The sequence below is a fragment of the Burkholderia cenocepacia genome, from assembly GCF_900446215.1.
Lineage (GTDB): Bacteria > Pseudomonadota > Gammaproteobacteria > Burkholderiales > Burkholderiaceae > Burkholderia > Burkholderia cenocepacia.
This window is the reverse complement of sequence record NZ_UAQZ01000015.1, coordinates 20,518-45,903: the sequence shown is the minus strand read 5'-3', so window position 1 is coordinate 45,903 and position 25,386 is coordinate 20,518. Positions and strand designations below refer to the sequence as shown.

Below are 25,386 nucleotides of genomic sequence, written 5' to 3'. Positions count from 1 at the left end.
AGCCCGCCCGACGGAGAACGATCATTCAACGCGACCTGCATGGACAGACGGCCTTCCGGCTCGCGACGGCGATCCTGCGCGGCGACTATCCGCCCGAATCGCTGCTGCCGAGGGAACCCGACCTGATGGAGATGTACGGCGTGAGCCGCACGGTGATGCGCGAGGCGCTGCGCACGTTGACGTCGAAGGGGCTGGTCGAATCGCGGCCGAAGGTCGGCACGCGCGTGCGGCCGCGTCGTGCGTGGAACCTGCTCGATGCCGACCTGCTCGACTGGTATGCGCGCGTCGCGCCGCCGCTCGCGTTCGCGCTGAAGCTGCAGGAGATGCGCGAGATGATCGAGCCGCACGCGGCCGCGCTGGCCGCGCGCACCCATACGCCCGAAGCGTTCGACGCGATCGACGACGCGGTGCGGGCGATGGCCGCCGCGCGCAACGTCGACGAATGGGTGCGCGCCGACCTGCGCTTTCACCTGAGCGTGCTGGAGGCCGGCGGCAACGAGCTGCTGGTGCCGCTCGGCGCGCTGATCGATCGCACGCTCGAGGCGCAACTGCAGCTGAACGCGCGCCGGGCCGAGGTGTACAACGCGTCGCTTGCCGAGCACACGGCCGTCAGCGACGCGATCCGCGTGCGCGACGAGGACGGCGCGCGCCACGCGATGGCGATGCTGCTCGCGGTGACGCGCGCGCGGATCGAGATGTCGTGACGGACGCGAGGCGGGCGGCGCCGGCGGCGTGCCGTCAGGCGTTCGCGCAACCGCCCGGCTTGTGGATGCGTTCCGTCGACGGCGGGTACTTCGCGAGCAGGCTCGCCGGCCGCCGCGGGCGGGCGACCAGGTCGCCGCCGCAGTTCGGGCAGCGGCCCTTCAGCACGTCGTCCGCGCAGGTCGCGCAAAACGTACATTCGAATGTGCAAATGCGCGCTTCCGCCGAATCGGGCGGCAGGTCCTTGTCGCAGCATTCGCAGCCGGGGCGCAGTTCGAGCATGACGGTCTCCTGGGTCGGTGAGGGATGGGCGCCGCCCGGGCATTGCGTGCGGCGCATGCGAGCGCTACTGTACGCGCTTGGATCGGCCCGGCCAACGGTGTCCCGCCCGGGCGCCGGCGATGCGCACGGGCTGCACCGGGAGATGACCATGCTTTATCGCGGAAGCTGTCATTGCGGAGACGTGACGTTCGAGGCGGAAGGTGACCTGCAGGGCGTGATGGCGTGCAACTGCTCGATCTGCCAGCGCAAGGGCGCGCTGATGTGGTTCGTGCCGCGCGATCACATGAAGCTGCTGACGCCCGACGAGCATCTCGCGACCTACATGTTCAACAAGCACGTGATCCAGCATCGCTTCTGCAAGCGCTGCGGGATTCATGCGTTCGGCGAAGGCGTCCATCCGGACGGCACCGCGATGGCCGCGATCAACGTGCGCTGCCTGGAAGGCGTCGACCTCGACGCGCTGCCCGTCACGCATTACGACGGCCGCTCGCACTGAGCGGCGCATCGGCGCGGGCGCCTGCGGGCCGCGATCGCGTCACGACGGTTGCACGGCCGCCGCGTTCGGCGCGGGCGTTTCCGCTTGCGGCGCCGGTCCGGCGGTGCGCGTGCCGGCGCTGGCCGGGCGTTCGATCAGCGGCGCGAGCGCCGGCGCCATCGACTTCAGCAACTGCACGGCCATCGCGCTCGTGAAGTCGTAGCGCGCCGCATACGGCTCGTGCGCGGTCGCCGTCAGCACGCCGAAGAACCGGTCGCCGAGCGCGAACACGAAGGTGCCGCTGCGATTGACCTTGCGCGACTCGATCAGCCGCGCGCCGCGCGCATAGACGTTGAAGCGCTGGTCGCCCGTCCCCGTCTTGCCGTACACGTCGAGCGTCTTGCCGTCCGGCAGCGTGAGCCCGCCCGCGAGGCGGCGCGCGGTGCCGTTGAGCACGACGTCGCGCAGCAGCGTGTGCGTCACGTTGACGATCTCCGGCGACAGCATCGGCTGCGGCTGCGCGGCCGCGCGCACGAAGCGCGTTTCGTACGGCGTGCCCTTCGCGAAATCGAGCCGCGTGATCGTTTCGGTCGGCGCCTTCTGGCCGCCGTTGGCGATCAGGCCGATCAGTTTCGCGAGCGCGTCGGGCTGGTCGCCCGATGCGCCGATCGCGGCTGCATACGACGGCGTCACTTCCGCGAACGGATAGCCGAGCGCGCGCCACGACTTCGTGATCTCCGCGTACGCACGCAGCTCGACCATGCGGCGGATGCGCCGGTCCTGCGTCGCGTGGTAGCGGGTCTTGTACAGCCACGAATACGTGTAGAAACGCGCATCGCGGCTGTCGCGCTGAACCTCGGCGAGCGATGCGCCCGGATGCGCGCGCAGGTAGTTGAGCGTCCACAGCGCGAGCGGATGGACGCTCGCGATATAGCCGCGATCGTTGAGATTGAAGCGGTCGATCGCGTATTTCGCGTAGAGCGCGGCGAGATCGTCGTCGGACAGCGTCGCGGCCGGCGTGCCCTTCAGTTGCGCACGCATCTGCGCATTGAACCATGCGAGCGATTCGTTCGGCGCGACGCTGCGCAGCACCGTCGCGAGCTTCGGCGGCGACTTGCGGACGTCGCGCAGCATCAGCGCGAGTGCGTCGTCGGGCGCCTTGCCCGCATAGCGCGTGTAGTAGCGCTTCACGTAGACCTGGCTTTCGCCGTCGACGAATTGCTGCAGGTAGTGCTGGCGCTGCGCGGGATCGTTGAGCCACGACGACGACGGCCCGGCCGCCTGCAGCGTCTCGTAGTGGACGATGTCGCGCATCAGCCGCACGAACACCAGGTTCACCGAATGCTCGAATGCCGCGTGCAGCGTCATGATGCGGCCGTTGTCCGACTTCTCGAAGTTGGAGAACACCTGCGCGCCGCCGCCCGTGTAGAACACGTCCGGGCTCGCCGAATACTTGCGTTCGACGGAGGCGTCGAGCATCGCCTGCAGCGAGCGGTCGCGCGTATGCGACAGATAGTCGAGCGCCCAGCGCGACAGCCCGTCGATCGGATCGGGCTTCACGCGCGCGAGCTCCGCGTTCGACAGGTTCGCGTAGCGCGCATGCAGGTCGGAGACGATCTGCAGGTACGTGATCAGCGTGCGCAGCTTCGCGGTCGAGCCGAGATTGATGCGGCCGCCGCGATTCACGTCGAACGGCTGGTTCACGCTGTCGGTCTGCACGCGCAGCAGGTTCGCGCCGTTGCGGTGTTCGTAGAGCGTGAAGCTGTACGTGAGGTGCGACGGGTCGTCCTTCGGCGCGAGCATTTCGAAACCGTACAGGCCGGCGGCCTGTGCGCCTTCACGCGTCGACGCTTGCGCGAGCCGCGCGGCGACCGCCTGCTGCACGCCGTTGTCGAGCGTGCTGGTCGCCTGGAGATCGAGCTGGTCGAGCTGGTACAGGTCGCTGATGCCGAGCGCCGACAGCAGCGACGCGCGCGCCGACGTGACGGCCTTGCGCGACACGAACGACTGCACGCGCGCGGCGGCCGGCGGCGCGCTGCGTTCGATCTGCGCGGCGAGCGCGGCATCGCGCAGCGCGGGCGAGATCACGCCGCCGTTCGACAGCAGCCGCAGGTAGCTGTCGGTCAGCTTCTGCAATGCCGGATAGCCGCGGTTCAGGAAGTACGACGGCGCGCGCTGCGCGATCAGCAGCGACAACACCTCGCGGAACGTCTTGCCCTGCTGATCGACGTTGTCGCCGGTCGTCGGCGCGGACAGCACGCGATTCACGTCGTTGAAGTCGCGGCCGTACCACGCGGCGAGACCGTCGCCGATGCCGGTGATTTCGCCCACGTGCGGCCGCGCGGCGAGCGGCACCGAGTTCAGGTAGCGCACGACGATCGTGCGGCGCGCGAGCATCGTCTGCGGACCGTTCAGGTAGGCGCGCACCGACGCGGAGGCGATCTGCCGCAGCTTTTCGGGCGGCGTCGCGGTGCGGCCCTCGGGCGAATGGCGGAACTTCTCGATCTGCGTCGCGAGCGTGCTGCCGCCCGGGCGCGCCTGGTGGCGGTTGACGACGTGCAGCGCCTGGTCGGCGAGCGCGCGGCTGAAGCGTCCCCAGTCGATCGCCGGGTTGCGGTTCGGCTCGTTCGCATCGAGCAGGTAGCGATCCTCGATGAACAGCAGCGAATCGGTGATCACGCGCGGCACCGTGTCGAAATCGGCATAGACGCGCTGCGGAAACACGGTCGCGAACAGCGGCGAGCCGGTCGAATCGAACAGCATCAGGCCCGTCTGGTCTTTCTCTTCGTAAGGGAGGAACAGCCCGCGCTCGCCGAGCGACAGCATCCGCTGCGAATCGCGCGCCTGCTCGCTGACGACGAAGCCGCGTGCGAGCAGCCGCTGCTGGAACGCGGGAATCATCGCGTAGCCGAAGCGCTGGTCGTACGGGCCGTTTGCCGGGAAGCGGATGTGATCGCTCGGCCCCGCCTCGACCGTGTAGCCGACGTCGCGGGTGAGCTCGGACAGGTAGTGCGCCTGCAACCGGGACGTTTCGATCTCGGTCTGCACGAGCCGTGCGACGATCGCGACCGCGATCAACAGTGCGGCGAGCAAGGACCACTTGACCCACGTCCACACCGAGGCGGGACCGGTCACGCGCGGCAGGATACGATTCAGCGGCCGATTCATGGCGGCGTCTCCCTGAGGGCGCGGTTATCCGGCCGCACCCCATTAAGGATTAGTGTAGTCCTCCGCGGCGGGCTGCCAAGGGCGGTTGACTACCGAGATGCGCCGGCGCAACAGGCGTGCCCACGCGAGCCGCGCGGCGGCTCGCGGGCCGTCGGGGCGCCTGCCGGCGCGCCGCCGCGACCAGGCGAGGGCCGCGCGGGCGGCGGCGAATCGGTGTGAAAAATGGTGTGCGATGCCACCCTTCATTCAACCGACGAAATGGTCGATCAGGTGATCGACGAAAAGCCGGGCCTTGCGCGGAAAGTGACGGCGGCTCGGGTATGCGACGTTCATCTCGAGCGTCTCGAGCCGATAGCCGGGCAGCAGCGCGAGCAGTTGGCCGTCGTCGAGATTCGACTGGACGAGGAAGTCCGGCAGGACCGCGATGCCCATGCCGGACAGCGCCCAGTTGCGGATCAGCCCGACGTTGTTCGACGACGCGGACTTGTTCGGGCGCACGGTGATGCGCGTCTGGTCGTGATCGAACGACAGGTATTCGCCCATGAAGTCGGCATGGAACGACAGGCACGCGTGCGACGCGAGGTCGTGCGGATGCGCGGGCGCGCCATGCCGGTCGACATAGTGCGGTGCGGCGCAGACGATCTGCTTGAGCCGCGTGAGCGGGCGCTTCACCAGCGTGTTGTTGCTGATGTGCTGGGACAGCAGCAGCCCGACGTCGAAGCCCTCCGACACGAGGTCGACGTGACGATCGACGATCGTGACCTCCGGCACGATGGCCGGGTGGCGCATCTTGAACGCGTCGATGGCCGGCGCGAGCACGTGCATGCCGAACATGACCGGCGCGGCGATTTTCAGCGATCCGATCGGTTCGTGATGCATCGACGCGATCGTTTCCTCGACCCGGTCGATTTCGTCGATCACGTGACGGATCTGCGCCAGATAGAGGTGGCCTGCGTCGGTCAGCGACAGGCTGCGGGTGGTGCGATTCAGCAGGCGGGCGCCAAGCCGGTCCTCGATGCTCATGACGAGGCGGGTGGCCGATGAATTGGAGATGTTCAGTTCCGTGGCGGCGCGCGCGAAACTACGAAGTTCGGCGACCTTGACGAATAGTCGCATCGGTAGGAGTTCGTCCATTTTCTTATCGATAAACAGAAGGCATTGATTGAATTCTATCTATCGGTTTACTGAATTTTAACGCCCCGTTTTAATGAATGTTTATTATGGAATAGCGTGTTTATCGGGTGTGCGAACGGTCGGAGAATGGTAGGTTTTGAGGTGGAAAGGGCGTCGAATGAATGATTCGAATCGGCTTTCTATTAAGCCTTTTTGATGTATTTGTATTTAGTACTTGTACGAAAATATAGGCTATTTTTTTCATTAAAGCATCAGCATTATCGATGCAATGCGATGCCGAACCGGCTGTGTCCTGATCGCCATGACGACTTCATGCGATCGTGCCGGCGCACGGCTCCGATGGAACAGGGGAACGGGTCGTCGCAGGCAGGCGGGTTCGACGCGTCATGGTGTGTGAGCACACCGCGACGCCGAATAGCCGTGTGCGGCGAAGGCGTGTTGCGACGGCCGCCCGATGCGGAGGGCCTGCGTCGCGGCCGTGGCGAGCGGTGATATGCTCGCGGGACGCCCGCGACCGACGGGCAGTATCACGATACCCGTGCGCGGTTGCGTTGCGCGGCGTTTCCGAGGGAAGAACCGACATCATGAGCCGCAAATTCATTCTGAAGGGCGACACGACCGATCATGGCGGCGTCGTGCTCGAAGGGATCGCCAATTCGTCGTTCGACGGGCGCGAACTCGCGTATCTCGGTGCAGCCGTGTTCTGCGCGGCGTGCAAGTCGCCGGGCGTGATCGTGTCGGACGGCGGCGAGCGCACGATGACCGTGATGGGCAAGGTCGTCGCGCTCGAGCACGACCTGTGTCAGTGCCAGTGCACGCCGCTGCCGAAACTGATCGCATCGCAGGCAACCGGCACGATCTCGGGGTAACGCCCACCGCGCGGCGTCGAGCCTCCGAGGCTCGCCGTCAGACGCTGCCTTCGGTCTCGATCACCAGGATGCGCGCGCTGCCGAGCGGATGCGCGACGTGTTCGGTGCCGACCGTCGCGTGGAAGACGTCGCCCGTCTCCAACACCGTCGCATGCTCGACGCCTGCCTCGCGGTAGCGCATCTCGACGCGGCCGTCGAGCACCGCGAATACCTCCTCGCCGTCGTTCACGTGCCAGCGATACGGCTGGTCGGTCCAGTGCAGCCGAACCGTGATGCCGTTCAGGTTCGCGATGTCGAGGGCGCCCCACGCGCGGTCCGCGGTGAATGCGGCGCTCCGGATGATGTTCATCGAGATGGTCTCCCGCACGCGTGCGCGCTGCTTTCCCATGATTGTTCCGACATCCGCATTCAGCGCGGCGTCGCGCGCAGCGCGTGCTCGACGATCTGCTTGCGTTTCGCGAAGCCGGCGGCCGAACGTTCGGTGACGCGCTTCACGACCGCGGCCGGCGCGGTGTCGGGCGAGCCGGCGTCGAACGGCGGCGCCGGCGCATATTCGAGTTGCAGCTGGATCGCCTGCGCTTCTTCTTCGCCGACCAGCTCCGCGGCGATCGTCAGCGCGAAGTCGATGCCGGCCGTCACGCCGCCGCCCGTGACCAGGTTGCCGTCGCGCACGACGCGCTCGCGCACGGGTATCGCACCGAGCGGTTCGAGCAGCGCATGGAAGGCCCAGTGCGTCGTCGCGCGCCGCCCGCGCAGCAGGCCGGCCACGCCGAGCAACAGCGAACCCGTGCAGACCGACGTCACGTAGCGCGCGGTGGCCGCGCGCTGCTGCACGAACGCGATCGTTTCGGCATCGAGCAGCAGCTCGTTGATGCCGATGCCACCCGGGATGCAGATCACGTCGAGCGGCGGGCAGTCGTCGAACGTGCAGGTCGGTGCGAGCGCGAGGCCGCTGCTCGACGCGACCGCGTCGCGCGACTTCCACACCAGATGGACGGCCGCGTCGGGCAGCGATGCAAGCACGTCGTGCGGGCCGGTGAGGTCGAGTTGCTGGACGCCCGGAAAGACGAGAAGGCCGATATGCAGGGTCATGCGAAGACTCCGAGAGGAAGGGAACGCGCGCCGTTCGGCACGGGATGGACAGATCGATTCTAGGCGCGTAGTGTTTGGCGAAATTGCCATATCCCCCACGTTTTCAGCCAATCGCCATGCCTGCCGCCGCCCCGCGTTCGATCCTGGTCCTCGCGTTTCCCCGTGCGCAACTGCTCGATGTGACGGGCCCGCTGCAGGTATTCGCGTCCGTCAACGAGCTCGCGCTGGAGCGCGGGCAGCCGGCGCCGTATGCGCCGCGCGTCGTGGCCGTCGAAGCGGGACCGGTCGAGACGTCGTCGGGCCTCGTCGTGATGGCCGAGTCGCTGCGCGCGGCCGCGCGCCATCCCGATACGCTGATCGTCGCCGGCGGCAAGGGCGTGCATGCGGCGTCGAAGGACGCGCGGATGGTGCGCTGGGTGCGGCAGCAGGCCGGGCGCGCGCGGCGCGTGGCGTCGGTCTGCACCGGTGCGTTCCTGCTCGCCGAAGCCGGCCTGCTTGACGGGCGGCGCGCGGTCACGCACTGGGCGCGCTGCGACGAATTCGCGGCGCGCTATCCGAACGTGCGCGTCGAACCGGACCCGATCTTCATCCGCGAAGGCGCGCTGTGGACGTCGGCCGGTGTGACGGCTGGCATCGATCTCGCGCTCGCGCTGGTCGAGGAGGATCTCGGGCGGGCGACCGCGCTCGACGTCGCGCGCGAACTCGTCGTGTTCCTGAAGCGTCCGGGCGGGCAGGCGCAGTTCAGCACGATGCTGTCGATGCAGCGCACCGCCGACCGGTTCGGCGAGCTGCACGCATGGATGGCCGAGCACCTGACGGCCGACCTGTCGGTGCCCGCGCTCGCCGAGCGCGTGAGCATGAGCGAACGCAGTTTCGTGCGCCACTATCGCGCGGCAACTGGCCGCACGCCCGCGCGCGCGGTCGAACAGATCCGTGTCGAGGCCGCGCAACGCCTGCTCGGCGAAACGGCGTGGTCCGTCAAGCGGATCGCCGGGCGTTGCGGCTTCGGTTCCGAGGAGACGCTGCGGCGCAGTTTCGTGCGCGTGCTGGGCGTGTCGCCGCAGGGATATCGCGAGCGGTTCGTGCGGTAACGTACGACGGATGAGCGGGCTCGCCCGGAACTGCACGGAAACGACGCGATTTCCAGTCCGAAGCGTCGAAACTATTCGGTATCGGAGAACAATAGACGGGGGCTTGTGCCGCGCTTGCCGCGCGCTCTATTCTGTTCCGTTGGCGATTCGAAGGGGGAAGCAGCATGGACCGAATCCAGGCAATGGAAGTTTTTACCCGCGTGGTCGACGCGAACAGCTTCACGCGGGCGGCCGACACGCTCGCGATGCCGCGCGCGTCGGTGACGACCATCATCCAGAATCTCGAGGCGCTGCTCGGCGTGCGCCTGATGCACCGGACGACGCGCCGGCTGTCGCTGACGCCGGAGGGCGCCGCGTACTACGAGCATTGCATGAAGATCATCGCGGAGATCGCCGAGGCCGACGCGAGTTTCCAGACCGGCAACCGCAAGCCGAGCGGCGTGCTGCGCGTCCACATGCCGAGTTCGCTCGGGCGGCGCATCGTGCTGCCGTCGCTGTCGATCTTCCGGCAGCGCTATCCGGACATCACGCTCGAGCTGGGATTGTCCGACCGTTACGTCGATCCGGTCGAGGAAGGCATCGACTGCATGATCCGGGTCGGCCCGCTCGAGGATTCGTCGATGGTCGCGCGGCGCATCGGGATGCTCAAGCGCGTGACGTGCGCGTCGCCCGATTACCTCGCCCGTCACGGCGAGCCGAACGAGATTGCCGATCTCGTCGAACATCATGCGGTGAATTTCCGGTCGAGCCATGGCGCGCGGGCGATTCCGTGGGTGTTCATGATCGACGGCAAGCCGTTCGAGGTGCGGATGAACGGCAGCGTGACGGTCAACGACTCGGATGCGTACGTGACGTGCGGGCTCGAAGGCTTCGGGATGATCCAGCCGACGCTGTTCATGGTGCTGCCGAACCTGCTCGACGGATCGCTCGTCGAGGTGCTGCCGGACTGCAATCCGAAGCCGAAACCGATCTCGATCGTCTATCCGCACAACCGGCATCTGTCGCAGAAGGTGCGCGTGTTCGCCGACTGGATCGCGGAGGTGTTCGAGTCGACGCCGGCGCTGGAGGGCGGGGAGAACTGGCGGGGGAAGCTGCGGGCGCAGACGCCGGATGCGCAGCGCGGCGCGGTGGTGGCGTAGTCGCGGCGCAGCGCGCGGCCTGAAGGCGGGCAGCGCGCGACACCGCGTGCTGCCGGATGAGGCAATGAAAAAAGCCGCTGTTTCTTTCGAAACAGCGGCTTTTCGCATTTGGTGGCGAATCAGGGATGTTTTTGCGGTTTGACAAAACATCCTTTTCCGTCAACAACTTAGCTCAAAAAGGCGGGTCGGTTTAGGAAAAAACGGACACACCTATGGTCCCACATGACCCACCAATTCGCAAGATACCTGTAAAAATTTACAGGTAGAACGGTCAAAACGTCGTCTTGAACCTATATTTAGTACGTAATGAGGTAGCGATGAGCACACAGGAAGAACAGACGCAGGCACTGCAGGGAATTCTTGCTCATGGTCAAAAACAGATTAATGACGGTAAGTTTCGTAACGCCGATGATGTTTTTGATGACCTTGACCGTGAAGATCGAGAAAAGTCGGAATAAGAATGAAGTGATGTCGAGTGAGATTGAAGTAATGTTGAATAAGATTGGTGTGATGTGGTGTTATTGTGTGAGAGATCGAAGACATAAGAGAGGCGACACATAGACTACGGAGAGAGATAGGGTAATTGAGGGAGGGATAATAGAAATACAACGGCGAGGTGGGGCAAAAACGTGGTGATTATATGGAGATGTATCTACACTTCGTGAGGTTAATAGATACATAAGAACCTAACGCAGTAAACTGTACCCCCTCGATTTTTGCCTGAAAAAATCCCTCTAAGCCTTGTGCGATAAGGGATTGATGGGCGAAGCATAAAAATAGTGAGAGATGCTGCGATCTCAAAACTTGAAAATGGGAGCAGAAAACAAAAAACCACCTTTTCAGGTGGTTTTTTCTATCATTTGACAATTTCGAAAAATTGAGTAAGTTGATAGAACTTGCTTCTCAAGGCAATTTAAAGATAACAAGTTCGACAAAATTGTCAATACCAAATTTAAATTGCCATGCGAAGTAAGCAGGGCAATTTTTTTATGCGTCGGTTAATTCTCACGATTTGGAAAATTGCTAACGCAAACTCGCACAGGTAAAAATAATCAGTGGGGACTGAAAAGACTGAATACCCCTGATAACTGGAAAAGGCGATAGCGACACCATTACTATGGTGAAAGTGGCTAAAATGGGAGTTTGAGCAAAGCCACACAGATAGGCGCAATTGCGGAACCTGGCTCAAAGGTGTGTTAAGACACTGAATCCGCAAAACAGGAATACTTAACTAATTCCGTCCGGTTATGTAGTCACTACTAATATCGGCAAGCCATCCACCAGCTTTTCAGCGGGTAGGGATAGGCTTTGCCGATATTAGTAGTACCGTAGGAACTACTACATAGAGGCAAAGCTAGAAGTACAAGTCTAGTACAGAGGTGTACTAGAAATCTAGCGAAGCACATTTAATGTCTAGCGAAGCACATTAACCCGCAGGGTTGAAATTCACGTTAGTGAATTAAAAAAGGACGGCGGCCGAAAAAATCACTTTTTAAGCGTTTTTGGCGATTTTAGGCTGTTTGTGCTACCTGATGTCGGCATTGGGGTTGCCTGCGCATCTAAGACCTCATTTTTTGCCTTTAATCGCTCGATTTCCTGCTGTAAGACCTCATTCCTGTCCATCAGGCTACTCAACAGCGAAACGTCGTTATTCTTCGAATTTAACGCCTCTGCGTATAACTCACGACGAGCGGTCAAATCTTTTTCTTGCTTTTCAAGCTCCAATTTTTTTGCCTCCTGTTCCTTTTTCTGTTTGTACAGGTTTTCAGCCCACTGCTTAATATCAAACAGGAATTTCTTGCGAAGCACCTCATTTGATTTGAGCAAAGTATTCATCATGGGTTTGAACTTTTCCCTGATTTCAGCGATGGAAACCTTGCCAGAAAACCAACCAGTTTCCATGTCACTGATTGTTTTTTCAATGGTTTTGTCAAATTTGGTGCTCAAAGCCTCATCAATCATCTTGTAGAATTCTTTAGGGTCGTGGTGCTTTCTCAGCGATCCTCTGACGCCACGTACCAACCCAAAATTTTTATTCCATTCCGCATGGCGGTCATGTAATCCCCTCAAAAAATTTGGATCATAACGTTTGGCATTCAGTGACCAGGTTTCCTTGTGGAACTCACCTTTCTGATTTTTGTATTTCTTGAACGATTTCACTTCCGTGCTGACCATGAAATGAAAATGAGGCGTTTTTTCGTCCATATGTAATATGGCAATCTTTAATTGCTCCCCAAATTCCTTTCTCATGAACCCGACCTGATGGCTTGCCCATTCGTCAATCTGTTTTTTTGATTTGTTTTTGAAAAAATCAGGCGAGGCGGAAATAACGAACTCCATCATAAGTACGTTTCCCTCTTTTTCTTTAACGCCCAAATTTTTATAGTAGGCAGTCACCCCCTCCTGCAGGGAGCTTGCGTTATTCGTGTCAATGTTCAGCGTATTGACAAGTGTGCGATTTAGGTGTGTTCTGTTTTTGTCGATGTTTCGCTGGTGACGCAATCGAAAATTGTGTTCCGCCGCTTGCGTGATTTGTGAGCGAGTTTTTACCTTTTTGGCTCTTAGTATGTTGTAGTTTGGCATGCGCTATTTTTGTAATTTTTTGCGATCTCCTACTAATAAGCGTAGCGGTAATTTGACGCAAGTCAATGCCACCAACTTACAGTTGGCGTCACTCACTATACCAACCCACTTCGGGGTTGGCGTTCGCAAGGGAGTATCCCTTGACCCTAAAAGCAAAAATCAAAGTCAAAACCGTAAGGGCCGAACCCTTACTATCCCGTTCCGGTTGCCAAAAAAAATCCTGCTCGTTGGCAGGATTTTTTTTGACAATCGGCGCTTATATTTCTGCGTTGTTTCAATGGAAAATTTTGATAGGGTAGGTCAATTTGTCCATTGCCTCTTTTAGGATTTTCATCGGTTTGTCTTGTTGGTAGTTCGTGAAGTGGGGTGATGAAAAATCTACTTTTCCTTGCTCGTAATGTCCAACAATTGCCATCAAGATAGCAGGGTGTACGTTCAGGTTGGTCATCGAGTTGATAAAAGTAGTTCGGAAAGAATGGAACACTTTCCGATCATCTTTGATTTCCAATTTGTCAAGATATTCGCCAAAACGTCGGGACATATTTTTTGAAAATCCATTTTTCCCATCTTTAAGGTGTGGAAAAAGATGGGTTGCTTTTGTTGCTTTGACTTGCTCTACATAGTCCAGAAATTTTGATTTCAGGATAACGTCAGGTAATGGGATTTTACGCACGGAATTCGAATTCTTGGCAGCGTCATGCTGAATATCAAACACCAGAACACCATCGACTTTTGTAATCTGGTCAAGCCTCAGGCTTGCCAGCTCCTCTACGCGTGCGCCCGTGTAGAGGCTCAAAAATGGCAACCAATGATAGTCAGGTTTTTTGAGAAAAGCTCGGTACTTCAGTTCTTCAAAAATTATTTTGAGGTCGTCATCTTCAAAGGGTTTGTAAGAGCGGACCTGTTTTTTGAGTTTTGCTTTTGTGGAAATCTTGACCCGTTCAAACGGGTTGGCTGTAAAAAACAGATTATTATTGATAGCGTATTCAAACAACGACCGCAAGAATGAAGTCTTGGCGTTGATGGCACTGGCAGACCCACCTAAAGCCAATAGGCGGTTCTTGTAGGCAACTGCCTGATCTGGACTATATTGATTAACATCGAGATCACCAAAGAACGATTTGAACTCGTCGTAAACCCGCTCTTTGTCGTAGAGCGTTTTCGCTACGTTGTCAATTTTCTTCTCGGTGAGATAGAGCGTGACCACGGTGCTAAACAATTCGCTTTTTTGCGTAGCCCGTGGCCCTTGTGGCAAGCCGTTAGGCACATTCCCAAGAGAAGCCCCCAAGTTTGGGGGTTGGGGGTTGCCAGCTAACTTGGACGCCAATTCAGCAGGGCTGAGTTGGCTAAACTGGGTAGGTGTCAGCCCCAGTTTTTCAATAATCTGGGACACGATATCCACGTCAGCAGGTTTCACGTCCCTGAAACTGACGGCACCGTTAGGTGCTACCTCAACGTCCAGTTTTTTAATTTTGCTCAGGTCGAAGTCATTCATCGCCAGTTTCATGTTCAGGTCTAGAGCATGAATTCTAGCCCGATGAAAGTCTTTCGTTCCAAGCGACCAGCGGTACTTTTTCTTATTGCGAATGATTCTCAGGTAGTACACGCCGTGACGTGACTGGTACAGACGGGGTAACTTGTTCATGGGAATGACCCACCAAGTGACCCACCGAAAAGGAAAAAGGCTCTGTAACCGTTTGATTACAAAGCCTTTTTTGAACATGGTGGCGAATCAGGGATTCGAACCCCGGACCTGCGGATTATGATTCCGTCGCTCTAACCGACTGAGCTAATTCGCCGTGAAGACTTGAATTATGTCGATCGGCCGGTCAGCTGTCAATACCTTTTTCCATCTTTCCCGAAAAAAGTTGCCGGCGGCTCGTGCCGGCCTCCATCGCGGGCGGGAGCCGGGCGCCGGAAGGCGATCCTCCGCCGGCCGTCCCCCGCCGCGGACCCGACATCAATCCTGCGCGTAGATGTCCGAGTCCTTCGTCTCCTTGACGAACAGCAGGCCGATCACGAACGTGGCCAGCGCGATCACGATCGGATACCAGAGCCCCGAGTAGATGTTGCCCTTCGCCGCGACGATCGCGAACGCGGTTGCCGGCAGGAAGCCGCCGAACCAGCCGTTGCCGATGTGATAGGGCAGCGACATCGACGTGTAGCGGATCCGCGTCGGGAACATCTCGACCAGCATCGCGGCGATCGGGCCGTAGACCATCGTCACGAAGATCACGAGGATGGTCAGGATCACGATCGTCATCGGCCAGTTGAGCTGCGCCGGGTCGGCCTTCGCCGGATAGCCGGCCCCCTTCAGCGTCGACGCGAGCGTCTTGTCGAACGCCGCACCCTGCGTCTTCGCGTCGGCCGCCTTGCCGTCGTAGGTCTGGATCACCGTGTCGCCGACCTTGATTTCGGCCAGCGTCCCGGCCGGGGCCGCGACGTTCTCGTAGTTCAGGCCGGCCTTCGCGAGCGCGCTCTTCGCGATGTCGCACGAGCTGGTGAACTTCGACGTGCCGACCGGGTTGAACTGGAACGAGCAGGTAGCCGGATCGGCGACGACCGTGATCGGCGCCTTCTGCGTCGCGAGTTCGAGCTGCGGGTTCGCGTAGTGCGTGAGCGCCTTGAACAGCGGGAAGTAGGTCAGCGCGGCGATCAGGCAGCCGGCAAGGATGATCGGCTTGCGGCCGATCTTGTCCGACAGCGAACCGAAGAACAGGAAGAACGGCGTGCCGATCAGGAGCGCGATCGCGATCAGGATGTTCGCGCTGGCGCCGTCGACCTTCAGCGTCTGCGTGAGGAAGAACAGCGCGTAGAACTGGCCCGTGTACCACACGACCGCCTGGCCGGCCGTCAGGCCGATCAGCGCGAGGATCACGATCTTCAGGTTCTTCCACTGGCCGAACGCTTCGGTCAGCGGCGCCTTCGACGTCTTGCCTTCCGCCTTGATGCGCAGGAACACCGGCGATTCGTTCAGCTGCAGCCGGATCCACACCGACACCCCGAGCAGCAGGATCGACGCGACGAACGGCACGCGCCAGCCCCAATTGCCGAACGCTTCCTCGCCGATGAACGTGCGCACGCCGAGGATCACGAGCAGCGACAGGAACAGGCCGAGCGTGGCCGTCGTCTGGATCCACGCGGTGTAGAAGCCGCGACGGTTGGCGGGCGCATGCTCGGCGACGTAGGTCGCCGCGCCGCCGTATTCGCCGCCGAGCGCGAGGCCCTGCAGCAGCCGCATCGCGATGAAGATCACGGGAGCGGCGATGCCGATCGACGCGTAGCCGGGCAGGAAGCCGACCACGAACGTCGAGACGCCCATGATCACGATCGTCACGAGGAACGTGTGCTTGCGGCCGACGAGGTCGCCGAGCCGGCCGAACACGATCGCGCCGAACGGCCGCACCGCGAAACCGGCCGCGAAGCCGAGCAGCGTGAAGATGAACGCGGCGGTCGGATTGACGCCGGAGAAGAAGCTCTTGCTGATGTAGGCCGCGAGCGAGCCGGCCAGGTAAAAGTCGTACCACTCGAACACGGTGCCGAGCGACGACGCGAAGATCACCTTCTTCTCTTCGCCCGTCATCGGCGAGTGCGAAATTTGCCCGCCTAACGTTGCCATGAATCGTCTCCAAGTCCCTTGATATAGATGTGCGGCCGCCTTGGGAGGGGCGGGCCTGTCGACGATTATTGGCACGGAAACTTACGGCGCACTGACTCGCGCGCACAAAACGACTGCGCGTTAACCCGTGTCGAATCGGCGGCTTCGCGCGCGGATTGTGACGCGAACGTCCGGTAAAGCGCCGGTTTCGACGTATCTGTGCCGAGCCGTGGCGGCGTACGTCAGGGTTAATCCGGGGCGGTGTCAGTCAGCGGCAGGCTGATGCGCACGAGCGTGCCGGCGAGACGCGGCGCATGCTGGTAGACGTGATCGTTGAGCGTCAGCGTGCCGCCGTGCTGCGTGGCGATCTCGCGCACGATCGCGAGCCCGAGGCCGCTGCCGTCGCCTTCGCGGCCGAGGATCCGGTAGAAGCGCTCGACGACGCGCTCGCGCTCGCCGGCCGGGATGCCGGGGCCGGTATCCTCGACTTCGAGATGCACGCGCCGCGCCGCGCGCTCGGCCCGCACGCGCACCGTGATGCGTCCGCCTTCCGGCGTGTAGCGGATCGCGTTGTCGATCAGGTTGCCGAGCATCTCGCGCAGCATCACCGGGTTGCCGTCGACGTCGAGCGGCGCGTCGTCGTCCGGGCCTTCGTAGCCGAGGTCCATGCGTTTCGCGAGCGCGGCCTGCACCCAGTCGCGCACCGCGCGCCGCGCGAGCGCGGCGATCTCGACCGGCTCGAACGTCAATCCGCTCGCACGGTTCTCGGCGCGCGCGAGCGCAAGCAGTTGCGTGACGAGCCGCGCGGCCTGCTCGGAACTCGTCGCGATCTGCTCGAGCGAGCGCTGCACGTCGGGCGGGACCGGGTGGCGCATCGCGAACTCGGCCTGCGTGCGCAGGCCCGCGAGCGGCGTCTTCATCTGGTGCGCGGCGTCGGCGATGAAGCGTTTCTGCAGCGCCATGTTCTGTTCGAGGCGTGCGAGCAGGTCGTTGAACGACGTGACGAGCGGTTCGATCTCGGGCGGCGCGCGCTGCGCCTCGACGGGCGACAGGTCGTCGGGCCGGCGCGCGCGGATGTGCGCCTGCAGCGCGTTGAGCGGCGCGAGCCCGCGCGACAGCCCGAACCAGACGAGCAGGATCGCGAGCGGCAGGATCACGAATTGCGGCAGGATCACGCCCTTGATGATGTCGTTCGCGAGCGCGTTGCGCTTGTCGAGCGTCTCGCCGACCTGCACCAGCACGGGCTGCGCGCCGCTCGTCTGCGGCAGCGCGACGGTCGTATACGCGACCCGCACGTCGTTGCCGCGCAGCAGGTCGTCGCGGAACACGACGACGCCCGGCGGCGGGCGGTCCTCGTCGCGCGGCAGCGGCATGTCGGCTTCGCCCGCGACCAGCTCGCCGCGCGTGCCGAGCACCTGGAAGTAGACGCTGTCGATGTTGTCCGCGCGCAGGAAGTCGCGCGTCTGCTCCGGCAGCGTCAGCTCGGCGACGCCGTTGACCGGATGGATCTGGCGCGCGAGCACGTACGCGTTGGTCTCGAGCGCGCGGTCGAACGGGCTGTTCGCGATCGTTTTCGCGACGAGATAGGTGACGGCGATGCTCATCGGCCACAGCAGCAGCAGCGGCGCGAGCATCCAGTCGAGGATTTCGCCGAACAGCGAGCGCGGGCGCGGCGTTTCGGGCGATTCGGTTTCGTCGGGCGGCGCGAACGGGTTCTCGTAGCGCGCGTCGCGTGCCTCGTCGGCGGCCGACGACGGCGCGCCGGTCGGGTGGCGGGATTGGGCCGGCGTGGCCATCGCGGCGACGCCCGGCGTCAGCGCAGCGGCGTGCCGGCCGCCGCGGGCTGGGGCGCCGCCGTGTCGGCCGGCGTCGCGGGCGCGACCTTCTCGAGGCAATAGCCGAGGCCGCGCACGGTCGAGATCCGCACGCCGCTCGGTTCGATCTTCTTGCGCAGCCGGTGCACGTAGACTTCGATCGCGTTGTTGCTGACTTCCTCGCCCCATTCGCACAGGTGATCGACGAGCTGTTCCTTCGACACGAGCCGGCCGATCCGCTGCAGCAGCACCTCGAGCAGGCCCAGTTCGCGCGCGGAGAGATCGAGCACGTGATCGTTCGCATACGCGATGCGGCCGACTTGGTCGAACGCGAGCGAGCCGTGGCGCACGACGGTCGGGCCGCCGCCGGCGCCGCGCCGGGTCAGCGCGCGCACGCGCGCCTCGAGCTCGTTGAGCGCGAACGGCTTGGCCATGTAGTCGTCGGCGCCGAGGTCGAGTCCCTTCACGCGTTCGTCGACGCTGTCGGCGGCGGTCAGGATCAGCACGGGAAGATTGGAATTGCGCGCGCGCAGGCGCTTGAGCACGTCGAGCCCGGACATTTTCGGCAGCCCGAGATCGAGGATCAGCAGGTCGAAAGTCTGCATCGACAGCGCGGTGTCGGCGTCGATGCCGCTCTTCACGTGATCGACGGCATAGCCCGATTGGCGGAGTGACCGGGTGAGGCCGTCCGCGAGTATGCTGTCGTCTTCGGCGATGAGAATTCGCATGTTGCTGACCGATGCCGGCAGGGCGTTCGCGCCGGCGCGGCTGTCTCCGAAGTTATTCGTGCACAACGCGCTGCATTGCGGGCTTGCACAAAACACTGTTTTTTTATACAGTGTCTGCATTCGTGGGCAGCGCTTGAAAGGGGCGCGCCTCCAACAGACGCTGCTCATCATAGCAAAGGACGATTCATGGAAGATAGCAAGAAGGGCTCCGGGATGACCGCCGAGAAGAGCAAGGCGCTGGCGGCCGCGCTCGCGCAGATCGAAAAGCAGTTCGGCAAGGGCTCGATCATGCGGATGGGCGACGGCGAAGCGGCCGAGGATATCCAGGTCGTCTCCACGGGGTCGCTGGGTCTCGACATCGCGCTGGGCGTCGGCGGCTTGCCGCGCGGCCGGGTGGTCGAGATCTACGGTCCGGAATCGTCCGGTAAGACCACGCTCACGCTGCAGGTCATCGCCGAGCTGCAGAAGCTGGGCGGCACCGCGGCGTTCATCGACGCCGAGCACGCGCTCGACGTTCAATATGCCGCGAAGCTCGGCGTGAACGTGCCGGAGCTGCTGATCTCGCAGCCGGACACCGGCGAGCAGGCCCTCGAAATCACCGATGCGCTGGTGCGCTCGGGCTCGATCGACATGATCGTCATCGACTCGGTCGCGGCGCTCGTGCCGAAGGCCGAAATCGAAGGCGAGATGGGCGATTCGCTGCCGGGTCTGCAGGCCCGCCTGATGTCGCAGGCGCTGCGCAAGCTGACCGGTACGATCAAGCGCACGAACTGCCTCGTGATCTTCATCAACCAGATCCGGATGAAGATCGGCGTGATGTTCGGCAACCCGGAAACCACGACGGGCGGTAACGCACTGAAGTTCTACTCGTCGGTGCGTCTCGATATCCGCCGGATTGGCTCGATCAAGAAGAACGACGAGGTGATCGGCAACGAAACCCGCGTGAAGGTCGTCAAGAACAAGGTGTCGCCGCCGTTCCGCGAAGCGATCTTCGACATCCTGTACGGCGAAGGCATTTCGCGTCAGGGCGAGATCATCGATCTCGGCGTGCAGGCGAAGATCGTCGACAAGGCGGGCGCCTGGTACAGCTACAACGGCGAGAAGATCGGCCAGGGCAAGGACAACGCGCGCGAATTCCTGCGCGAAAATCCGGAAATCGCGCGCGAGATCGAGAACCGCATCCGCGAATCGCTCGGCGTCGTCGCAATGCCCGATGGCGCAGGCAACGAAGCCGAGGCGATGGACGAAGAAGAGTGATGGTTGCGCGCCGAGGTCAGGCCGGCGAGCCGGAGGAGCACGACACGCCCGAAACGGCGGGTCGCTCCGGCCGGCGAGGCGGATCCTCGGGCGCCGACCGGCGGAGCGCAGGCGGCAACGCCGCGAACCGCACCGCGACGAGGGCATCCGACGATGCCCTCGTTTCGTTTGAGATTGCCGCACCGGACGATCCGTTCGACGACGATGAGTCGTTCGACGCGCACGATCGGTCCCGCCGTCGCGTGTCCGGTGTCCGCTTCCCGGTCGATCGCACAGCCGATGCGCCGGCGACGGAAGATGTCTATACGCGCAGCAGCCAGCATCCGCGCCGCGCACGCCGTGCAGCCGGCGCGTCTTCCGGCGATGCCTCGAGTGACGCGCCGGGCGCCCGCGAGCGCAAGTCGTCGAAGCCGCCGCGGTCGTTGAAGGGCCGCGCGCTCGGCTATCTGTCGAGGCGCGAATACAGCCGCGCGGAGCTCGCGCGCAAGCTCGCACCCTACGTCGGCGAGGACGAATCCGTCGAGCCGGTGCTCGATGCGCTGGAAAAGGAAGGCTGGTTGTCCGACGCCCGTTTCGCCGAGAGCCTCGTGCATCGCCGCGCGTCGCGTGTCGGCGTCGCGCGCATCGTCGGCGAGCTGAAGCGCCACGCGGTCGGCGACAGTCTCGTCGAAGCGGTGAATGCACAATTGCGCGAGACCGAGTTGACGCGCGCGCAGGCCGTCTGGCGCAAGAAATTCGGTGCACTGCCGCAAACGCCCGCCGAGCGCGCGAAGCAGGCGCGCTTCCTGGCCGCGCGCGGCTTCTCGAGCGCGACCATCGTGAAGTTGCTGAAGGTCGGCGACGATTTCCCGATCGACGACTGACGGGCCCGGTCGCGCGCGATTTTGCTGCATTGCAACCGCTTCCGGACAGGCGGGAATACCCGCCGTCGCGGCAAACTGTCTCAAATACCCAATATGCTAAAATCCACGGGTTTTCCTCTTCGGCCTCAACCTCCAGCATGCCGCTATCCGAGCCCGTGCCCCGTCAGTTGCGACATCGACGCGCAATCCGAGCGGAAGCCTACGAGCGCGGCGACGGCTTGTGGGACATCGAAGCCTGCCTGACCGACCACAAGCCGCGCGATGTCGCGCTTGCGTCGGGCATCCGGCCCCAGGGCCTGCCGATCCACGAACTCTGGCTGCGCGTGACCATCGATCGTGACCTCAATGTCGTCGACGCCGAAGCGTCTTCGGAATGGGTGCCCTATCCCGGTCACTGTCAGTCCGCCCCGCCTGCCTATCGGGCCCTCATCGGGCTCAATCTCTTCCGCAATTTCCGCCGCAACGCGAACCGGCTGCTCGCCGGCGTCGCAGGCTGCTCCCATCTCACCGAACTGTGCGCCGTGCTGCCGACGGCCGCGATCCAGGCGTTCGCCGGTGATGTGTGGAACGTGCGCGAGGAGGGCGGCGAGGGGCCGGATCATGACGACGCGCACGCCGAACCGCCTTTCCAGCTCGGCCGCTGCCGGGCGCTGCGATTCGACGGCGAGGTCGTGCGGCAGTACTACCCGAAGTGGTATGGCCCGCTTCGGCCGGATTTGCCCGGTGAAGGCAGCACGAAGGAATGAACGGAAATCATTCGAAGAAGCGTCTTAAGCGACTTTTCATCCAACTCTCAGACTGAAGGGAATCACGCATGAAGATTCACGAGTACCAGGGTAAGGAAATCCTGCGGAAATTCGGAGTCGCGGTACCGCGCGGCAAGCCGGCGTTCTCGGTTGACGAGGCCGTCAAGGTGGCGGAAGAGCTCGGCGGCCCGGTATGGGTCGTGAAGGCTCAGATTCACGCGGGTGGCCGTGGCAAGGGCGGCGGCGTGAAGGTGGCGAAGTCGATCGAGCAGGTCCGCGAATACGCGAACCAGATCCTCGGCATGCAACTCGTCACGCACCAGACCGGTCCGGAAGGCCAGAAGGTCAACCGTCTGATGATCGAAGAAGGCGCCGACATCAAGCAGGAACTGTACGTCAGCCTCGTCGTCGATCGCGTGTCGCAAAAGATCGTTCTGATGGGTTCGAGCGAAGGCGGCATGGACATCGAAGAAGTCGCCGAAAAGCACCCGGAACTGATCCACAAGGTCATCGTCGAGCCGTCGACGGGCCTGCTGGACGCGCAGGCCGACGACCTCGCCGCGAAGATCGGCGTGCCGGCTGCTTCGATCCCGCAAGCGCGAGCGATCCTGCAAGGCCTGTACAAGGCATTCTGGGAAACCGACGCATCGCTGGCTGAAATCAACCCGCTGAACGTCTCCGGCGACGGCAAGGTCACCGCACTCGACGCGAAGTTCAACTTCGACTCGAACGCGCTGTTCCGCCATCCGGAAATCGTCGCGTACCGCGATCTGGACGAAGAAGATCCGGCTGAAATCGAAGCGTCGAAGTTCGACCTCGCGTACATCTCGCTCGACGGCAACATCGGCTGCCTCGTGAACGGCGCGGGCCTCGCGATGGCGACGATGGACACCATCAAGCTGTTCGGCGGCGAACCGGCGAACTTCCTGGACGTCGGCGGTGGCGCGACGACGGAGAAGGTCACGGAAGCGTTCAAGCTGATGCTGAAGAACCCGGGCCTGAAGGCGATCCTCGTGAACATCTTCGGCGGCATCATGCGCTGCGACGTGATCGCGGAAGGCGTGATCGCCGGTTCGAAGGCCGTGAACCTGAACGTGCCGCTCGTCGTGCGCATGAAGGGCACGAACGAGGACCTCGGCAAGAAGATGCTGGCCGATTCGGGCCTGCCGATCATCTCGGCGGACAGCATGGAAGAGGCTGCGCAGAAGGTCGTCGCGGCTGCCGCAGGCAAGTAACGCTATCGAATACGCATGGCGGCGCGGTTTGCACGCGACGCCCATCGAACAGAGGTCAAAATACATGTCGATTCTGATCAACAAGGACACGAAGGTCATCACGCAGGGCATTACCGGCAAAACCGGTCAGTTCCATACGCGCGCCTGCCGTGAATACGCAAACGGCCGCGAAGCATTCGTCGCGGGCGTGAACCCGAAGAAGGCCGGCGAAGACTTCGAAGGCATTCCGATCTACGCGAGCGTCAAGGAAGCGAAGGCGGAAACCGGCGCGACCGTGTCGGTCATCTACGTTCCGCCGGCAGGCGCGGCGGCTGCGATCTGGGAAGCGGTCGAAGCCGACCTGGATCTCGCGATCTGCATCACGGAAGGCATTCCCGTCCGTGACATGATCGAAGTGAAGGACCGCATGCGTCGCGAAGGCCGCAAGACGCTGCTGCTCGGGCCGAACTGCCCGGGCACGATCACGCCGGACGAACTGAAGATCGGCATCATGCCGGGTCACATCCACCGCAAGGGCCGCATCGGCGTCGTGTCGCGTTCGGGCACGCTGACGTATGAAGCCGTTGCGCAGCTGACGGCCCTGGGCCTCGGCCAGTCGTCGGCAGTCGGTATCGGCGGCGACCCGATCAACGGTCTGAAGCACATCGACGTGATGAAGATGTTCAACGACGATCCGGATACGGACGCGGTCGTGATGATCGGCGAAATCGGCGGTCCGGACGAAGCCAACGCGGCCGAGTGGATCAAGGACAACATGAAGAAGCCGGTCGTCGGCTTCATCGCGGGCGTCACGGCGCCTCCGGGCAAGCGCATGGGCCACGCCGGCGCGCTGATCTCGGGCGGTGCGGATACGGCCGAAGCGAAGCTGGAAATCATGGAAGCGTGCGGCATCACCGTCACGCGCAACCCGTCGGAAATGGGCCGTCTGCTGAAGAAGGCGCTGTAATCATTTCCCCCGGGCTCGTCCTGCAGAAAACGCCGGCTTTGCCGGCGTTTTTTGTTATGCTGCCGCAATGAATTCGTAAGCACCGGGCATGCGTCCTGCATGTGCCGGCGATGAACCGGGTCGCCCTCGGAGCGGCCGCTGTCCTTTCCTCACCGCCATGCTCGAATTCCTGACCTCGCTGCACTGGGGCGCGATTCTCCAGATCGTCATCATCGATATCCTGCTCGGCGGCGACAACGCGGTCGTGATCGCGCTGGCCTGCCGCAACCTGCCGGCGAACCAGCGGCTGCGCGGCGTCGTCTGGGGCACCGCCGGGGCGATCCTGTTGCGTGTCGCATTGATCACGTTCGCGGTCGCGCTGCTCGACGTGCCATTCCTGAAGTTCGGCGGCGGGCTGCTGCTGCTGTGGATCGGCATCAAGCTGATGGCGCCGGCCGCCGACGCGCACGACAACATCAAGCCGGCCGACCGGCTGTGGGACGCCGTGAAGACGATCGTGATCGCCGATGCGGTCATGAGCCTCGACAACGTGATCGCGATCGCCGGCGCGGCCGAGCAGGCCGACCCGTCGCACCGGATCGCGCTCGTGATCTTCGGGCTGGTCGTCAGCGTGCCGATCATCGTGTGGGGCAGCACGCTGGTGCTGAAGCTGCTCGACCGTTTCCCGGTCGTCGTCGCGTTCGGCGCCGGGCTGCTCGGCTGGATCGCGGGCGGGCTGATCGTGAACGACCCGGTCGGCGATCGCTGGCCGGTGCTCGATACGCCGCCGGTGGTCTACGGCGCGAGCATCGCCGGCGCGCTGTTCGTCGTGGCGATCGGTTACGCACTCAGAAAACGCCGCAGCGCGCCGCACGCGCACTGACTAGGCCATCCGGCCGACTGCCGGCTTCGCCGCCCGCTGGCTACGATCGAGACGCCTGCCTGTATCGGCAGGCGTTTTTCGTTTCCGGAGCCTGTCCATGTTCGAAGCCTTTTCCGTTTCCCTGTTCCGTCGCGTGGCCGCCGACCTGCGGCGCGCGAACCGGCCGTCGCCGCGCTGGCGGCCGGCCGGCTTCACGCTGATCGAACTGATGATCGTGCTCGCGATCGTCGGCGTCGTCGCGGCCTATGCGATTCCCGCGTACCAGGATTACCTCGCGCGGTCGCGCGTCGGCGAGGGGCTGGCGCTCGCATCGTCGGCGCGGCTCGCGGTCGCTGACAACGCGGCGAGCGGCACGAGCCTCGACGGCGGCTACAGCCCGCCTGCCGCGACCCGCAACGTCGAGTCGGTCGCGATCGACGGCGTGACCGGTCAGATCACGGTCGCGTTCACCACCCGCGTCGCCGCCGCCGGCACGAATACGCTGGTGCTCGTGCCGTCCGCGCCCGACAAGGCCGATACGCCCACCGCGCGCGTGCCGCTCAAAAAGGGCACGATACAAGCCGGCACGATCGCGTGGGAATGCTTCGCCGCCGGCAAGGATGCGTCGTCGCTGCCGGCACCGGGAGCCGGGCCGTTGCCGAGTAACGCCGCGACGTTGCCCGCGAAATATGCGCCTGCGGAGTGCCGCGCATAGGTCCGGCGCGGAACGATGGCGCCGGGGCATGCGGCCGGCCGTCCGCCGCTTCGGCCGGCGGGGCGCCGGCCCCGCGCCGGCTCGCGGAGCGACAGCCCCGCACAGAGC

The 25,386-nt window shown here is 62.9% G+C and carries 24 protein-coding genes and 1 tRNA gene; 14 read left to right on the top strand and 11 right to left on the bottom strand.

Annotated features, from left to right (window positions below; genetic code table 11):
• Positions 1 to 20 precede the first annotated feature (20 nt).
• Complete coding sequence (locus DTA15_RS29900) at positions 21 to 704, top strand: FadR/GntR family transcriptional regulator (RefSeq protein WP_034178258.1); 684 nt, start codon at positions 21 to 23, stop codon at positions 702 to 704.
• A gap of 34 nt (positions 705 to 738) precedes the next feature.
• On the opposite strand, the gene DTA15_RS29895 is transcribed toward DTA15_RS29900, so the two are convergent.
• Positions 739 to 984 carry a DUF1272 domain-containing protein gene (locus tag DTA15_RS29895; RefSeq protein ID WP_006483256.1) on the bottom strand — a complete coding sequence of 82 codons (246 nt, stop codon included), beginning with the start codon at positions 982 to 984 and terminating at the stop codon, positions 739 to 741.
• 148 nt (positions 985 to 1,132) lie between these two features.
• On the opposite strand from DTA15_RS29895, the gene DTA15_RS29890 reads away from it, so the two are divergent.
• Complete coding sequence (locus DTA15_RS29890) at positions 1,133 to 1,480, top strand: GFA family protein (RefSeq protein WP_012492425.1); 348 nt, start codon at positions 1,133 to 1,135, stop codon at positions 1,478 to 1,480.
• A gap of 39 nt (positions 1,481 to 1,519) precedes the next feature.
• Here the strand turns inward: DTA15_RS29890 and DTA15_RS29885 are convergent, their stop codons facing one another.
• Positions 1,520 to 4,627 (bottom strand): transglycosylase domain-containing protein, encoded by a 3,108-nt coding sequence (locus DTA15_RS29885; RefSeq protein WP_006483259.1) that lies wholly within the window; start codon positions 4,625 to 4,627, stop codon positions 1,520 to 1,522.
• Between the two features lie 246 nt (positions 4,628 to 4,873).
• The gene (locus DTA15_RS29880; RefSeq protein WP_006483559.1) at positions 4,874 to 5,761 is read right to left on the bottom strand and encodes a LysR family transcriptional regulator; all 888 of its coding nucleotides are present in this window, start codon (positions 5,759 to 5,761) and stop codon (positions 4,874 to 4,876) included.
• Between the two features lie 584 nt (positions 5,762 to 6,345).
• On the opposite strand from DTA15_RS29880, the gene DTA15_RS29875 reads away from it, so the two are divergent.
• The gene (locus tag DTA15_RS29875) at positions 6,346 to 6,630 is read left to right on the top strand and encodes a PAAR domain-containing protein (protein WP_006483555.1); all 285 of its coding nucleotides are present in this window, start codon (positions 6,346 to 6,348) and stop codon (positions 6,628 to 6,630) included.
• A gap of 37 nt (positions 6,631 to 6,667) precedes the next feature.
• Here DTA15_RS29875 and DTA15_RS29870 read toward each other — a convergent pair whose 3' ends face one another.
• A complete protein-coding gene (locus DTA15_RS29870) occupies positions 6,668 to 6,979 on the bottom strand; it encodes a cupin domain-containing protein (RefSeq protein ID WP_021033176.1) in 312 nt (103 codons plus the stop codon).
• Positions 6,980 to 7,038: 59 nt separating this feature from the next.
• Complete coding sequence (locus DTA15_RS29865; RefSeq protein WP_006483566.1) at positions 7,039 to 7,722, bottom strand: DJ-1/PfpI family protein; 684 nt, start codon at positions 7,720 to 7,722, stop codon at positions 7,039 to 7,041.
• A 116-nt stretch (positions 7,723 to 7,838) separates the two neighbouring features.
• Between DTA15_RS29865 and DTA15_RS29860 the strand changes: the two genes are divergently transcribed.
• From DTA15_RS29860 to DTA15_RS38745, 3 genes are all read left to right on the top strand, one after another.
• On the top strand, positions 7,839 to 8,813 hold the full coding sequence (locus DTA15_RS29860) for a GlxA family transcriptional regulator (protein WP_006483565.1): 975 nt from the start codon (positions 7,839 to 7,841) through the stop codon (positions 8,811 to 8,813).
• A 164-nt stretch (positions 8,814 to 8,977) separates the two neighbouring features.
• Positions 8,978 to 9,952 carry a LysR family transcriptional regulator gene (locus tag DTA15_RS29855; RefSeq protein WP_006483560.1) on the top strand — a complete coding sequence of 325 codons (975 nt, stop codon included), beginning with the start codon at positions 8,978 to 8,980 and terminating at the stop codon, positions 9,950 to 9,952.
• Between the two features lie 317 nt (positions 9,953 to 10,269).
• On the top strand, positions 10,270 to 10,410 hold the full coding sequence (locus DTA15_RS38745) for a hypothetical protein (protein WP_021033174.1): 141 nt from the start codon (positions 10,270 to 10,272) through the stop codon (positions 10,408 to 10,410).
• A 1,027-nt stretch (positions 10,411 to 11,437) separates the two neighbouring features.
• Here the strand turns inward: DTA15_RS38745 and mobV are convergent.
• The 6 genes from mobV to DTA15_RS29820 all read right to left on the bottom strand — a co-directional run bounded on the left by mobV (position 11,438) and on the right by DTA15_RS29820 (position 18,675).
• A complete protein-coding gene (gene mobV, locus DTA15_RS29845) occupies positions 11,438 to 12,535 on the bottom strand; it encodes a MobV family relaxase (RefSeq protein WP_006483557.1) in 1,098 nt (365 codons plus the stop codon).
• A 274-nt stretch (positions 12,536 to 12,809) separates the two neighbouring features.
• Positions 12,810 to 14,180, bottom strand: coding sequence for a site-specific integrase (locus DTA15_RS29840; protein WP_006483561.1), 1,371 nt, complete (start codon positions 14,178 to 14,180; stop codon positions 12,810 to 12,812).
• A gap of 77 nt (positions 14,181 to 14,257) precedes the next feature.
• Positions 14,258 to 14,334: transfer RNA gene (locus DTA15_RS29835), tRNA-Met, on the bottom strand.
• A 161-nt stretch (positions 14,335 to 14,495) separates the two neighbouring features.
• Complete coding sequence (locus tag DTA15_RS29830) at positions 14,496 to 16,154, bottom strand: MFS transporter (protein WP_006483562.1); 1,659 nt, start codon at positions 16,152 to 16,154, stop codon at positions 14,496 to 14,498.
• 227 nt (positions 16,155 to 16,381) lie between these two features.
• On the bottom strand, positions 16,382 to 17,929 hold the full coding sequence (locus DTA15_RS29825; RefSeq protein ID WP_006491880.1) for a sensor histidine kinase: 1,548 nt from the start codon (positions 17,927 to 17,929) through the stop codon (positions 16,382 to 16,384).
• 17 nt (positions 17,930 to 17,946) lie between these two features.
• Complete coding sequence (locus tag DTA15_RS29820; protein ID WP_012492427.1) at positions 17,947 to 18,675, bottom strand: response regulator transcription factor; 729 nt, start codon at positions 18,673 to 18,675, stop codon at positions 17,947 to 17,949.
• On the opposite strand from DTA15_RS29820, the gene DTA15_RS38740 reads away from it, so the two are divergent.
• The 8 genes from DTA15_RS38740 to DTA15_RS29785 all read left to right on the top strand — a co-directional run bounded on the left by DTA15_RS38740 (position 18,674) and on the right by DTA15_RS29785 (position 25,278).
• Positions 18,674 to 18,892, top strand: coding sequence for a hypothetical protein (locus tag DTA15_RS38740; protein WP_124550975.1), 219 nt, complete (start codon positions 18,674 to 18,676; stop codon positions 18,890 to 18,892). The two genes, DTA15_RS29820 and DTA15_RS38740, sit on opposite strands and share 2 nt — an antisense overlap.
• Complete coding sequence (recA, locus tag DTA15_RS29815) at positions 18,862 to 19,932, top strand: recombinase RecA (RefSeq protein ID WP_006486701.1); 1,071 nt, start codon at positions 18,862 to 18,864, stop codon at positions 19,930 to 19,932. The genes DTA15_RS38740 and recA overlap by 31 nt, the downstream gene beginning before the upstream one ends.
• Positions 19,932 to 20,795: a recombination regulator RecX gene (gene recX, locus DTA15_RS29810; protein WP_006486692.1), complete on the top strand. Its 864-nt coding sequence runs from the start codon at positions 19,932 to 19,934 to the stop codon at positions 20,793 to 20,795. The genes recA and recX overlap by 1 nt, the downstream gene beginning before the upstream one ends.
• A 137-nt stretch (positions 20,796 to 20,932) precedes the next feature.
• Positions 20,933 to 21,541 (top strand): DUF2889 domain-containing protein, encoded by a 609-nt coding sequence (locus DTA15_RS29805; RefSeq protein WP_034178260.1) that lies wholly within the window; start codon positions 20,933 to 20,935, stop codon positions 21,539 to 21,541.
• A gap of 68 nt (positions 21,542 to 21,609) precedes the next feature.
• Positions 21,610 to 22,776: an ADP-forming succinate--CoA ligase subunit beta gene (sucC, locus tag DTA15_RS29800; protein ID WP_006491644.1), complete on the top strand. Its 1,167-nt coding sequence runs from the start codon at positions 21,610 to 21,612 to the stop codon at positions 22,774 to 22,776.
• 64 nt (positions 22,777 to 22,840) lie between these two features.
• Entirely contained in the window at positions 22,841 to 23,722 is an 882-nt protein-coding gene (sucD, locus tag DTA15_RS29795; protein ID WP_006477916.1) for a succinate--CoA ligase subunit alpha, read from the top strand.
• Between the two features lie 157 nt (positions 23,723 to 23,879).
• On the top strand, positions 23,880 to 24,584 hold the full coding sequence (locus DTA15_RS29790) for a TerC family protein (RefSeq protein WP_006486690.1): 705 nt from the start codon (positions 23,880 to 23,882) through the stop codon (positions 24,582 to 24,584).
• A gap of 97 nt (positions 24,585 to 24,681) precedes the next feature.
• Positions 24,682 to 25,278: a pilin gene (locus tag DTA15_RS29785; RefSeq protein WP_006486698.1), complete on the top strand. Its 597-nt coding sequence runs from the start codon at positions 24,682 to 24,684 to the stop codon at positions 25,276 to 25,278.
• Positions 25,279 to 25,386: the final 108 nt, after the last annotated feature.